This is a genomic window from Bradyrhizobium sp. 14AA (genome assembly GCF_054185205.1).
In genome coordinates this window covers 69941-82203 of sequence record NZ_JAVAYM010000028.1, presented here as the reverse complement: position 1 = coordinate 82203, position 12263 = coordinate 69941, and the positions used below count along the sequence as shown (strand labels likewise).

The 12263-nt window shown below is 64.4% G+C and carries 16 protein-coding genes; 5 read left to right on the top strand and 11 right to left on the bottom strand.

Features of this window, described 5'->3' with window-relative positions; translation table 11 throughout:
* Positions 1–20: 20 nt before the first annotated feature.
* The 5 genes from RAD15_RS36570 to RAD15_RS36550 all read right to left on the bottom strand — a co-directional run bounded on the left by RAD15_RS36570 (position 21) and on the right by RAD15_RS36550 (position 3975).
* Positions 21–434: a GFA family protein gene (locus RAD15_RS36570; RefSeq protein ID WP_458183626.1), complete on the bottom strand. Its 414-nt coding sequence runs from the start codon at positions 432–434 to the stop codon at positions 21–23.
* Between the two features lie 93 nt (positions 435–527).
* Positions 528–1085 (bottom strand): CAP domain-containing protein, encoded by a 558-nt coding sequence (locus tag RAD15_RS36565; protein ID WP_458183577.1) that lies wholly within the window; start codon positions 1083–1085, stop codon positions 528–530.
* An 82-nt stretch (positions 1086–1167) separates the two neighbouring features.
* The gene (locus RAD15_RS36560; protein WP_458183576.1) at positions 1168–2262 is read right to left on the bottom strand and encodes a serine/threonine protein kinase; all 1095 of its coding nucleotides are present in this window, start codon (positions 2260–2262) and stop codon (positions 1168–1170) included.
* 7 nt (positions 2263–2269) lie between these two features.
* Entirely contained in the window at positions 2270–3697 is a 1428-nt protein-coding gene (gene trmFO / locus RAD15_RS36555; protein WP_458183575.1) for a methylenetetrahydrofolate--tRNA-(uracil(54)-C(5))-methyltransferase (FADH(2)-oxidizing) TrmFO, read from the bottom strand.
* A 125-nt stretch (positions 3698–3822) separates the two neighbouring features.
* Positions 3823–3975: a DUF1127 domain-containing protein gene (locus RAD15_RS36550; protein ID WP_007590701.1), complete on the bottom strand. Its 153-nt coding sequence runs from the start codon at positions 3973–3975 to the stop codon at positions 3823–3825.
* 647 nt (positions 3976–4622) lie between these two features.
* Between RAD15_RS36550 and RAD15_RS36545 the strand changes: the two genes are divergently transcribed.
* Positions 4623–4949: a hypothetical protein gene (locus tag RAD15_RS36545; RefSeq protein ID WP_458183574.1), complete on the top strand. Its 327-nt coding sequence runs from the start codon at positions 4623–4625 to the stop codon at positions 4947–4949.
* Between the two features lie 61 nt (positions 4950–5010).
* Here the strand turns inward: RAD15_RS36545 and RAD15_RS36540 are convergent, their stop codons facing one another.
* Together RAD15_RS36540 and RAD15_RS36535 are read right to left on the bottom strand one after the other, a co-directional pair.
* On the bottom strand, positions 5011–5835 hold the full coding sequence (locus tag RAD15_RS36540) for a lytic murein transglycosylase (protein ID WP_458183573.1): 825 nt from the start codon (positions 5833–5835) through the stop codon (positions 5011–5013).
* A 129-nt stretch (positions 5836–5964) separates the two neighbouring features.
* Positions 5965–6873, bottom strand: a complete 909-nt coding sequence (locus tag RAD15_RS36535) for a DUF2189 domain-containing protein (protein ID WP_458183572.1) — start codon at positions 6871–6873, stop codon at positions 5965–5967.
* Positions 6874–7207: 334 nt separating this feature from the next.
* On the opposite strand from RAD15_RS36535, the gene RAD15_RS36530 reads away from it, so the two are divergent.
* A complete protein-coding gene (locus RAD15_RS36530) occupies positions 7208–7597 on the top strand; it encodes a DUF3597 domain-containing protein (RefSeq protein WP_458183571.1) in 390 nt (129 codons plus the stop codon).
* Positions 7598–7650: 53 nt separating this feature from the next.
* Here the strand turns inward: RAD15_RS36530 and RAD15_RS36525 are convergent, their stop codons facing one another.
* Entirely contained in the window at positions 7651–7926 is a 276-nt protein-coding gene (locus tag RAD15_RS36525) for a GNAT family N-acetyltransferase (RefSeq protein WP_458183569.1), read from the bottom strand.
* A gap of 320 nt (positions 7927–8246) precedes the next feature.
* Between RAD15_RS36525 and RAD15_RS36520 the strand changes: the two genes are divergently transcribed.
* Entirely contained in the window at positions 8247–8645 is a 399-nt protein-coding gene (locus tag RAD15_RS36520; protein ID WP_458183568.1) for an SPW repeat domain-containing protein, read from the top strand.
* A gap of 46 nt (positions 8646–8691) precedes the next feature.
* Here RAD15_RS36520 and RAD15_RS36515 read toward each other — a convergent pair whose 3' ends face one another.
* The 3 genes from RAD15_RS36515 to RAD15_RS36505 form a co-directional block, all read right to left on the bottom strand.
* Complete coding sequence (locus RAD15_RS36515; protein WP_458183567.1) at positions 8692–8967, bottom strand: GNAT family N-acetyltransferase; 276 nt, start codon at positions 8965–8967, stop codon at positions 8692–8694.
* Positions 8968–8978: 11 nt separating this feature from the next.
* A complete protein-coding gene (locus RAD15_RS36510; protein WP_458183566.1) occupies positions 8979–9494 on the bottom strand; it encodes a DUF3828 domain-containing protein in 516 nt (171 codons plus the stop codon).
* Between the two features lie 90 nt (positions 9495–9584).
* Entirely contained in the window at positions 9585–9950 is a 366-nt protein-coding gene (locus RAD15_RS36505) for a hypothetical protein (RefSeq protein ID WP_458183565.1), read from the bottom strand.
* A gap of 94 nt (positions 9951–10044) precedes the next feature.
* Between RAD15_RS36505 and RAD15_RS36500 the strand changes: the two genes are divergently transcribed.
* Both RAD15_RS36500 and RAD15_RS36495 read left to right on the top strand, forming a co-directional pair.
* The gene (locus tag RAD15_RS36500) at positions 10045–10542 is read left to right on the top strand and encodes a hypothetical protein (protein ID WP_458183564.1); all 498 of its coding nucleotides are present in this window, start codon (positions 10045–10047) and stop codon (positions 10540–10542) included.
* A gap of 105 nt (positions 10543–10647) precedes the next feature.
* Positions 10648–12255 (top strand): acyl-CoA synthetase, encoded by a 1608-nt coding sequence (locus RAD15_RS36495; protein ID WP_458183563.1) that lies wholly within the window; start codon positions 10648–10650, stop codon positions 12253–12255.
* The last annotated feature ends 8 nt before the right edge of the window (positions 12256–12263 follow it).

The window sequence follows — 12263 nt, the reverse complement described above, 5'->3', positions numbered from 1 at the left end:
TTGCCTCGCGTTACGCCGCTTCAGTGCGGCATTTCCTCGAATTGCGGCAGGTTGAGCGGTGTGTTCCATGCCATGCGGCGCTTGGTGAACATCTCGAGCTTCGGTGCGACGAGGTCGGGCCGGTCGAGGCTCCCCAACTGAACGAAGACCGTCTTGGGAAAACTGTCGAGGTTCGAGCTGAACACCCGCGAGCCGCATTCGGGGCAGAAATTGCGATCCAGGCCCTTGCCGGAATTGGCGACGTAGTGAAAGGCCTTCGGCGTGCCGCTGATGAGCGAGAAATCGTCCTCAGGCACGGCGAAGAAGGTCGCCATCTCGCCGCCCGAAGCGCGCTTGCAATCGTTGCAATGACAATTGGCGATGAAGGTCGGATCGGTGTCGAATTCGAACTTGATGGCGCCGCAGGCGCATTGAGCTGTGTATTTTTTGGCCATTGATCGCCTAAGCATTGGTCCAAGACTCCGGCGTGACCATATTGGCTGGCTGGAGATGAGCGCGCAACCGGACTTCCGGCGCGGCCTGTCGTCTCAGATGCAGAGGCTGAGCAGCTTGATGTGGCACTCGCTGGATTTTAGCTTCTTCGCGGGCGCGGCCTCGCGTTTCACGGCAACCAGCGGCTCCTTGTCCTTCTTGCTCTTGCCTTTGCCCTTCGGCTCGTAGTCGCCGGCGATCACCATGGCCCAATAGGTGCGCTTGCCGCTGGCATTCCTGGCGCTCGCGATGCCGACGCGGGAGGCGTTGTGCAGCAAGAGGTTCTTGCGGTGCCCGGACGAGTCGATCCACTGTCCCAGCGTCTTCTCGAAATTGTCGTAGCCGTAGGCGATGTTCTCGGCGGCGCGGCCTGCGCCGGCCGGTGCGACGCGGCGGTTGAACGGGCCGAGGGCATCGTGACTGAGATCGTCCTTCGCCGCCATCGCGCGGGCCTGGTCCATGGCGATGCGGTCCAGCGTTGAATCGCGGACGACGCGGACTTCACCATGCTTGAGACGGAAGCTGGAGATCTGCTCGGCCGGGGATTCGGCCATGGCGGGCGCTGCCGCCAGCAGGACAAGGCCGGCGATCAGGCCGCCAGCCACACGATGCATCATCGTCCCCCGAATGCCCATAACCCCGCCAGCCCGATTGATCCGAACGCTTCTCTATGGCCAATGTGGACGCTTCAAGGCGCTAGCTCGCCGGCAGGTCCGCCTCGAAATTGAAGCGGTCACGCAGGTTCTTGCGCTGCTCCAGGATGTCCTTGAGGAAGGCGCGGTCCTGGTCGTTCTTCATCATCGGCTCGATCAAATCGAGCTGGTTCATGGCGACCAGCTGCAGGATCTCGGTGCGCGGCTTGCCGCCGGCATCGCGCGGCAGCGCGTGCACCACCTGGATGTGCTCCGGCGGCTTCGGGCCTTTGGCCGCCGAAAGCGCGCTCCGAAGCTCGCCCTCGAGCGCGGCTTGGTCGGCTTCGACGAAGGCATAGAGCCCGACACCCGAACGGCGGTCGGCAAAGGCGACGATGGCGGTGTCACGCACGGCCGGGTTCTTGCGGATCAGTTCCGCCAGCACCGGTGCGTCGTTGACGAGCCGGCGGCCGCCGCCCTCGCGGTCCGTAAAATTGAACAGGCCGCGTGTGATCGCGCGATAGACCTTCTTGCCGGTGGCGAGCCATAGGCTCGCGGCGAACGATTTCTTCGCCAGGATCTTGCGCTCGCGCGGCGTCAGCGCCTCGGGCGCGTAGGAGCGCTTGTGCTTGAGCAGATGCCGGAGGTCTTCATAAGCGAGGATGCGATAGAGCTGGCCGCGCCGGTTGAAGCAGGCAGCGAGCTGGAAGTCGGTCACATAGGCGCGGCCGTCGCGGCCGACCAGCCAGTTCTGCTCCTTGGCGAGATCGTTGTGGCAGATCCCGGCGCGGCGCAGCCGGCGCAGCGCGGCCTTGGCCGAGCGGAAATAGGCGAGGTCGCCATGCGGCTTGGCCAGATGCAGTGCGACGCCGTCGACGAAGCCGCGCACCAACGCGCGGCGTCCGGCCCAAAGCAACTCAGGGCCGACATTGAGCCCTTTGGCGAGCGCCAGGGCGTGCTTCTCGCGGGCGAACAGATGCCGCGCCAGCAGGAACGACCACCACGGCACCTCGTCGAGCCGACGCAGCACGGCGTCGACCTCGCCGCCATCCCCGCGGAAGCGGCCGCGCTCGACGGTCGAGAACACGTCGCGTTTGAGCAGCACGCCCTCGGTCCAGCGCGCCGACAGCGTCGCGGCGTCGTCTTTGGGTAGGTTCATCGCAAACTCACGCGGCGGCGGCAATGCGCAGGTGATCGGCGATCCAGCGATCGAGATCGACGAGCGCCAGTGCACTCATCGCCTGCTTCTTGGCCACCGTCTTCTCGTTGCCGCGCAGCCGCGTGCCGTCGGGCTTCTTGGTCGGCACGGTCGCGAGCGGCGGAAACAGGCCGAAATTGATGTTCATCGGCTGGAACGAGCGCGTGCCCGGCTCGATGGTCTCGATATGGCCGCCGGTGATGTGGCCGAGCAGCGATCCGAGCGCCGTCGTACCCGGCGGGCTCGCAAGCGTCTCGCCGCGGGCGTCGGCCGCCGCATAGAGGCCGGCGATCAGGCCGACGCTGGCTGATTCCACATAGCCCTCGCAGCCGGTCATCTGGCCGGCAAAGCGCAGCCGCGGCTGCGCGCGCAGGCGCAGCTGGCCGTCGAGCAGCTTTGGCGAGTTGAGGAAGGTGTTGCGATGCAGGCCGCCGAGGCGGGCAAATTCGGCCTTCTCCAGCCCGGGGATGGTGCGGAAGATGCGCTGCTGCTCGCCGTATTTCAGCTTCGTCTGGAAGCCGACGATGTTGTAGAGCGTGCCGAGCTTGTTGTCCTGGCGCAGCTGCACGATGGCGTAAGCCTTCGTGGTGGGATCGTGCGGATTGGTGAGGCCGACGGGCTTCATCGGGCCGTGGCGCAGCGTCTCGGGGCCGCGCTCCGCCATTACCTCGATCGGCAGGCAGCCGTCGAAATAGGGCGTGTTGGTCTCCCACTCCTTGAACTCGGTCTTCTCGCCTGACATCAGCGCGGCGACGAAGCCGTCATACTGCTCCTTGGTCATGGGGCAGTTGATGTAGTCGGCGCCGTTGCCGCCAGGGCCGACCTTGTCGTAGCGCGACTGGAACCAGGCCACCGACATGTCGATGGATTCGCGATGCACGATCGGTGCGATCGCGTCGAAGAAGGCGAGCGCGTTCTCGTCGGTCAGTTCGCGGATGGCATCGGCGAGGGGCGCGGAAGTGAGGGGACCGGTCGCAACGATCACGTTGCTCCAGTCGGCCGGCGGCAGGCCTGCGATCTCGCCGCGGGCGATCTCGATCAGGGGATGGTCGTTAAGGGCCTTGGTGACGGCCGCCGAGAAGCCATCGCGGTCAACCGCGAGCGCGCCGCCGGCGGGCACCTGGTTGGCGTCGGCTGCGCGCATGATCAGCGAGCCGAGCCGGCGCATTTCGGCATGGAGCAGGCCGACGGCGTTGTTGGCGGCGTCGTCCGAGCGGAACGAATTGGAGCAGACCAGCTCGGCGAGCCCGTCGGTGCGGTGCGCCTCGGTCATGCGGGTCGGCCGCATCTCGTGCAGCACGACGGGCACGCCGGATTTCGCCACCTGCCAGGCGGCCTCGGAGCCGGCAAGGCCTGCGCCGATCACGTGCACGATGTTGGATTGGGGTCCTGTCATGGGGCGGACAGGTAGCGCTTTTCGGCGCCCAGTGGAATCGCCGAGATCGAGTTTTCTGCCATCAGAAACGACAACGCCCGCACGAGGCGGGCGCTATCGGTTCGTCCGGTGAGGGCTGAAGGATATCAGCCCTGGTACTGACCGGCGGCAACGCGCGGGATGTCCGAGCGATCGAGGCCGATGTCGGCCAGTTCGCGATCGCTGAGCTGGGACAGCTCGGCAACATTGCGCTGATAGTCCCGGAAAGCCTGGATCATGCGGATGAGCGAGAGCAGCATTGGTAGTCTCCTGTAGTTCGATTCAGCTCTTGTCCGAGCGTCATCGTTGAAATGAATATAGGTGAGAGTGGTGCAGTGCGAAAGTTCCGATGTTGCGATGCAGCTAAGCGGAGAGCGCATAGCATTGGTAAGGCGCGCTTAACCTCTTGGCAGTCCCGCCCAACAGCTAGGCGGGAGGCCACCGGAGATCCAATAAATGTCCGTGAAATCACGGGTTTATGGCAAATCTCGCGGTTCCGTTGATGGTACAGATAGGTTGCGTTCTCTGATCCGCCAGACGATGGGCACAGCTTGTAAGCCCAAGTCTCGCATGCGCGAATCGCATGAAGCAAAAAGCGTAAGAGTGAATATATATTCAAATTATGGATCGGTTCCACCGACTCAAAGGAGGGGAACCGGACTCCCCTGGCGCAGCTGGCGAAGGCATCGTAACGGTTTGCCGCAACGCCAGAATCTCTCTGCTGAAGGGGTTGAGGTCTACGCACCCGCCGCGTTGATGCCGCGCACACACGCCAAGCGTGTGAACGTCTGATTACGAAGTTGTAATGAAAATCAGAATTTTTGCATGCGGCTCTGCATCGCTTGCAACATCACGCAATTCTCGCGGGGAATTTATTGCGGCAAGTTGCCGCGTCCGGAGGAAAGTCATGGCGCAGATTCCGGCAATGTCGCCGGTTCTGTCCCAAGGACAAGAGAAGGAAGGTAACGTCATGACGAAGTTGCTCGGGGTTATCGCAATCGCCGCCGTCGCATTCGCCGTCGCGCCGGCCCAGGCCGCCAAGCATGCCGCGGGCGGTTGCAGCTCGGCCAATCTGGAGAAGACCGAGACTGCGATCGAGAACATGGCTGATGGCGACAGCAAGTTCGTCGCGCAGAAGGAGATCGCGGCTGCGCAGGACTCGCTGCTCAACGGCAAAATGGGTGCGTGCGGTGCGCATCTGAACAAGGCGATGCACGCCACCATGGGGAAGTGAACGCTCCACAGAGAGGGCCGGTCGCCGGGCGACCGGCCCTATGTGTTTTCTCGGGCGTGATCTAGGGGGCGCGTGCGAGTTGGGTGGCGAAATAGGCGACGGTCTTGGAGTAGACCTCGCTCTTGTTCCACTGCTGGAGCACCGCGAAGTTCGGGCTACCCGGCTGCCAATCCTTACCCTTCTGCCAGCCATAGCCGGCGAGATAATTGGCGGTGGAAGCGAGGACGTCGGGCGCGTTGTGCAGGAGATCGCGCTTGCCATTGCCGTCGAAGTCGACGGCGTATTTCATCCAGGACGAGGGCATGAACTGGGTCTGGCCGAGCTCGCCGGCCCAGGCGCCCTTCATGTCGCCAGGCGCGAGATCGCCGCGCTGAACGATACGCAGCGCTTCCATCAGCTCGCCGCGAAACTGCTCGGCGCGCCGGCAGTCATAGGCCAGCGTCGCCAGCGAGCGGATGGTGGCGAACTTGCCGGTGTTGACGCCGAAATCGGTCTCCAGACCCCAGATCGCGACCAGCACTTCGCCGGGGACGCCGTAGGTCTGCTCGATGCGCGACAGCACCGAGCCATATTGCTTCATCATGTTGGAGCCGCGCGTCATCCGCGGCGGCACCATGCGGCCGGAAAACTCCTCGAAGGTCTGGGTGAAGACCTTTTGCGAGCGGTCGCGGTTGAGCACGCTCTGATCGAGCGTCACGCCGGCGAGTCCGGATGCAATGGCCTGTTGCGAGATGCCCTTGGCCGCCGCGTCGGTTTTGAACTCCGCAAGCCAGGCGTCGAAATTGCCCGAGCCGCAGGCGACAGCGGCGAGCGCTGGCTGGGCGGATAGGATTGACGCGGAGAGGGCGAGGGCTGCGAGAGCGAGACGAGAAATCGTCGGGGTCATCAGGTGAAATTGATTCCGTGAAGTGATCAGACCGGCAGGCGCAATCTCGGTCGGAACCGCGGCCAAAGCAAGGCGTATGGCGTGACCGATCCTGCCCGAAGCCGGGCAGGATCGGATGTCACGAGATCGTCAAGCGTCTGTCCTGTTACGCCAGGGGAAGAGATTGGCAGGGAAGTCGGCGGCCGGCTTGCGCGGACGATGCGGCGGGGGAGGCACCGGACGGGCGCCGGGATCGGAGACGATGACCTTGCGGTAGAGATGCCAGGTGGCGTGGCCGAGCAGGGGGATCACCACGGCGAGGCCGAGGAAGGCCGGTATCGTGCCCAGCGCCAGCAGCACCGCCACGATCAGGCCCCAGGCCGCCATCGGCACCGGGTTCCTGGCGACCACGCGCAACGAGGTGACCATCGCCTCGAACGCGCCGGCATGGCGGTCGAGCATCAATGGGAACGACACGGCGCTGATGCAGAGCGCGGCGAGCGCGAACAGAAAACCCGTGCCGCAGCCAACCACGATCAGCCACCAGCCTTGCTGCGTCGTCAGCACGCGCATCATGAAGTCCGAGATCCCGGTCACGCCCTCGTAGCCGAACGCGGCGACATAGATCGCCTGCGCGGTCGCAACCCAGGTCACGAACAAGGCGAGCAGCAACGTGCCGAGGCCGAGCATGGCACCGAAGGAAGGCGAGCGCAGCACCTCCATGGCATCCCAGGCGCTGGCCTCCTCATAGCGCTCGCGCCGGCTGGAGAGCTCGTAGAGACCGAGAGCCGCGAACGGCCCGATCAAGGCGAAGCCTGCCGCGAGCGGAAACAACAGCGGCAGCACCGAATAGCCCATCACCACGCGGGCGAGCACGAGGCCCAGCACCGGGTAGATCACGCAGAGAATGATGGCGTGGCTCGGAACAGCCTTGAAATCCTCCCAGCCGCGCCTGAGCGCGTCGTGCAGGTCGGACAGCTGGATGGTTCGGATCACCGGTCCAGCCGCGTCGGCGGTCTGGGCCACGGTGGGGACATTGCCCTGGTAGAGTGTGGCCATGGTCGCTAGCTCCCTTGCCATGCGGCCGCATCCGGCGCCGGCAAACGGCGCAAGCGGCCGCAATTTTCGAGTTTCGCGATTCCAACCAGACGCGAATTCCGGATGGCATCGCGAGCTGAACGAGAAGCGTACGCCTATTTCCGAGTCCTGTCCCTCAAGCTTGGGCGAGATTCGATGCCGCAGTGCAACCTCGAATGTGTCATTCGGTCGTCATTTCGCCGCAGATAAGCTGATGCTGCTTGTCGGTTCGCAGAACTTCGCGGGCGCAACGCAGTAACTTCGTCTATAAGTGGCACTCAAGGCCCTTCCAACGGATCCTTTTCGGGGAACAGACATGAGCATTTTCGGTAAAATCATGGGCGCGATCTTCGGCAGCCATCCGGCTTCCGCCGCACCAGCAGGCAGCGCACCATCGGGCAGCGCGCCCGCAGGGGCCGCGCCGAGCGGATCTGCGCCCGCGGCGACGGTGGACGTTGCTTCGATCGTCGACGCGGCCGCCGCCGCGCACAAGGGCGAGAAGCTGGAGTGGCGCACCTCGATCGTCGACCTGATGAAGGCGCTCGACATCGATTCCAGCCTTGCTGCGCGCAAGGATCTCGCCAAGGAGCTCGGCTACACCGGCGACATGAACGATTCTGCCAGCATGAACGTCTGGCTGCACAAGCAGGTGATGTCCAAGCTCGCCGCCAATGGCGGCAAGTTGCCGCCTGAGATCAAGCACTGACCGACCCTCGGTCGTGCCGAAAGGGCCCGCGATCTCGCGGGCCCTTTTTGCATTCAGGCGACGAGGTCGGCATCCTCCGGATGCTTGTCGAGATAATCGACGACGAAGCCGCAGCCGGCGATCACCTTCCGGCCGTCGCGGCGGATCAAGTCCAGTGCGCCCTTGACCAGCTCGGATGCGATTCCGCGGCCGCGGAGCGCACGCGGCGTCTCGGTGTGGGTGATGATCACGGCCGACGGTGTCAGCCGGTAATTGGCGAAGGCGACTTCGCTGCCGACATCGAGCTCGAAGCGGCTCCTGTCCTTGTTGTCGCGTACCGATGCCGCCATGCCAGATCCTTCCAAGATGCGTACTGCTTGCTGATCTAGGAGCCTGCCCCCAGCCTTGGCAAGGCGCGGCCGAGGGAGCTTGCCGCACGGGAGCCATCTGTAAACGCGCGTCCCCGTAACTGCAGCGCGGTATGAGCAAGTCCCGCTTCGTGGAAACGACGCGAGACTCCAATAATTTCCGATGCCGCTCTTGCAAGTTCCACGGCGGCTCCCACGTCCATCAAAGGACATACGCCCGAATGCGGCCGGCAGGGTCGCTAGACATTCGGAGTGTCATGATTGCCAGCCGCAGACGTATGCCTCTTTGGTAGGAGGGTACGATGTCGGACTTTGGTTTTTTGAATACTCATCGCACATGGGAAGACTGGTGCGGGATGCTGGTGGGCGCGCTCATCGTGGCTTCGCCGTGGTTTCCCATCCAGGATCAGGCGGCGATCACCGGAAACCAGACGGCGGTGCTGAACACGGTCGCTATCGGTCTCGTCGTGTTTGGCATCAGCCAGCTCGAATATGTCGCCTTGCAGCGCTGGCAGGAGGTGACGACGATCCTGGTTGGATTATGGCTCATCGCCTCGCCTTATGCCCTCGGCTATTCCGGTGAGGGGTTCCTGCGCATCTACCACACGAGCCTCGGCGCGGTGGTGGTACTCCTCGGCGTGCTCCAACTGTGGCAGGACTGGGACCTGAATGACCAGGACATGCTCAAGCATGGGCAGTAGGCCGTAGATGTCGGCGGGCCCGCCCGGCTGCGGGCGGGCTCGCCGCTCATCGCTTCACCAGGTCCTGATAGTCCGGGTGCTTCTCGATCCAAGCCTTCACGAACGGGCATTGCGGGATCAGCTGCAATCCGGCGCTGCGGACCTGGTCGAGCGCGCCTTGCACTAGCTTCGAGCCGACACCCTTGCCGCCGAGCTCCTTCGGCACGTCCGTATGCTCGAACGTGATGACATTGCCGTCCAGCTTGTAATGCTCGGTCGCAAGATGGCCCTCGACCTCGAGCTCGAAGCGGTGATGGGCCTTGTTGTTGATGACGTCGCTCATGGCGTCTCCGGTCAGCTCTTCAGCGAGTCCGTCAGCATCTTGCGGATCGACCAGGCCTCGCCGTCGGAGGAACCCCTGATGTCGTCGATCCGCCAGCCGCCGGCCTCGCGCACGAAGTCGTAACGCACGATCTGGTCGGCGGGTTTCCGGTCGTTGCGGTGGCCGGTGATGGTCACCGCGATGATCGCCTTGTCGGCCTCCGTCTTCTCCGCGTCGACCTTGAACGATTTCACGTCCGGTTCCTGCGAATTGGTGACGGGATCGAAGTCAACCGGCCCGACGTCCCCCTTTGGCGTTTGCGCATCGGCCTTGGCCCACAGCGCGACCAGCGCCTTGGAAAGGTATTTTGCCTTCGCCGCCTTGTTCTCGATGATGAAGGCGCCGCCGCCGTCGCCCTTGCCCTTGGCGGCGCGAGTGTAGATCGCGGTCAGGATGGCGATGGGATCGCTTGCGGCAGGGGTCTCGGCGAATGCGGGGGAGGCGCCGGCGAGCAGAGAGGCGACGAGGAAGGTGCGACGGGTGAGCATGATTGTCCTGGAGATGATGGCGCGCGTCCACAGGCCGGAGCGGCCGGTGTCGGCGCGTATCTCTGTAGACCGTTGTGAAGGCCGTTCGGTTCAATCGCTCGCTTTGGCGAGCCGGGAATCTTCCGCCTGCGGCTGCGGGCGCAGGCAGCCCTGGCAGATGACGAGGGAGCGGTTGACCCTGGCGTCCTGCTCGGCCTCGATGCCGTCCTGGGCCTGCCACCATTCCTTGGAATAGGGCGCAAGCCCGGCTTGCGACCTGTTGCGCTCGGATACAGCGGTGCGCGTTGCGCGCGATGCCCCAGAGGCGGACCGCGGCTGATTGGGGTCTTCGCCGGCGCCATCCCAGGCATAGCGGGAAGGCCTGAAGGCGGGATCGGAGGAGAGGTGCGCTTGCGGGCCGACGGCGCATCCGGCGAGCGCCAGCGACAACAGGAGGAAGGCGGGCGCTTTGACCATGATGCGGGACTCTGTACGCGAGAACTGAGCGAGGTTGCGCTGATCATGTTTAAAATTTCCTGAACGATTGCGGCTGCGCCGGCGACCAACGCGCATGCGATATCTGTTCCTCCTGCTCACACTGCTCGCAACCGCCGCGCGCGCCGACGACGCAAAGCCGTTTAATCCCGCCGGCTATCCGGCCGGCGTGCAGAAGGCGCTGCGCTACGCCGTTGAGGAATGCGACAGCCAGGGCGGCGGAGAGGTCGCCTTCGCGCCGGACACGGTGCGCAAGGTCGACCTGACCGGCGACGGCCGCGACGACTACATCGTCGATTTCCGCGACACCAAGTGCGGAGACCGCGAGACCACCTATTGCGGAACGGGTGGCTGCGTCATGAACATCCTGGTCACGCTGCCGGATGGCAGTGTTCGCCCCGTGTTCGACGGCTATGTCCGCAGCTATGAGATCGTGGCGCCGCCGGTGAAGCGCGGGGCTGCGCGCACCATCCGCTTCGATCTGCATGGCAGCTATTGCGGCGGCTTTGGTGCGCAGGCCTGCGTCAAGCAGAAGGCGATCACGGCAACGCCGTTTGCGTTCAAGCAGCCGTAGGGCAGGTGCGCGGGCGGCGGCCTTGCGGGGGCACGGGCGATGGCGATAAATGGGCTGCAATGAGCGGGCGGCTTGCGTGCCGTCTGCCGTCGAAGAGGAAGCCCGATGCCGCTCCTGCGCATGTCCCGCCGCGTTATGAATCTCGCTCACATGCTGACCCAGAATGCGCGGCGGCATGGGGCGCGCCCCGGTTTCGTCTGGGGTGACAGATCCTGGACCTGGCGCGAGATCGATGCGCAGGTCTCGGCGCTGGCCGCGGCACTCGCCGCGCGCGGCATCGCCAAGGGCGACCGCATCCTCGTCCATTCCAAAAACGGCGACGAGATGTTTTTCTCGATGTTCGCCGCGTTCCGGCTCGGCGCGGTCTGGGTCCCCACCAATTTCCGCCTGATGCCGGATGAGGTCACCTATCTCGCAGAGGCCTCCGGCGCGAAGGCGTTTTTGTGCCATGTCGATTTCCCGGAGCATGCCGCGGCCGTGAAGGGTGGCGAATTGGAATTCACCTGGAGCCTCGACGGCAAGGCCGCGTTCGGCGAGCGCTCGGTGGGTGAGGCCATCGCTTCGCAGGCCGGAATGGTGGTCGAGAACGTCGCTGTCGAGCACGATGATCCCTGCTGGTTCTTCTTCACCTCCGGCACCACCGGCCGTTCCAAGGCCGCGGTGCTGACCCATGGACAGATGGGTTTTGTCGTCACCAACCATCTCGCCGACCTCACCCCCGGTGTCACGGAAGCGGACGCCTCGCTGGTGGTGGCGCCGCTGTCCCATGGCGCCGGCGTGCATCAGCTGGTGCAGACCGCGCGTGGCGTCCGCACCGTGCTGCTGCCGACCGAGAAATTCGACATCGACGAGGCCTTCCGCCTGATCGAGACGCATCGGGTCAGCAACCTCTTCACCGTGCCGACGATTTTGAAGATGATGGTCGAGCACCCCGCCGTCGACAAATACGACCATTCCTCGCTGCGTCACGTGATCTATGCCGGCGCGCCGATGTACCGCGAGGACCAGAAGGCCGCGCTGGGGAAGCTCGGCAAGGTCATCGTGCAATATTTCGGTCTCGGCGAGGTCACCGGCAACATCACCGTGCTGCCGGCCGCGCTGCACGATCCCGAGGACGGCCCGCATGCGAAGATCGGCACCTGCGGCTTCGAGCGCACCGGCATGCAGGTCTCGATCCAGGACGACGAGGGCCGCGAGCTCAAGGCAAACCAGAGCGGCGAGATCTGCGTGATCGGCCCTGCCGTGCTCGCCGGCTATTACGACAATCCTGAAGCCAATGCGAAGGCGTTTCGCAATGGCTGGTTCCGCACCGGCGATCTCGGCCACATGGACGAGGAGGGGTTCGTCTACATCACCGGCCGCGCCTCCGACATGTACATCTCCGGCGGCTCCAACATCTATCCGCGCGAGATCGAGGAGAAGATCTTGACGCATCCGGCGGTCGGCGAGGTCGCCGTGCTCGGCGTGCCGGATGCGACCTGGGGCGAGGTCGGCGTCGCCGTCTGCGTGGCGCGCGAAGGCGAGAAGGCCGTGAGCGAAGCGGAGATGGCGGCGTTCCTCTCGCCGAAGGTGCCGCGCTACAAGATGCCGAAGCGGTTCTTCTTCTGGGAGGCGCTGCCGAAATCCGGCTATGGCAAGATTCCAAAACGCATGGTGCGTGACGAGCTCGAAGCGCGCGGGCTGCTCGATCTCGACAAGACCAAGACGGGTTGAGCGGGCGT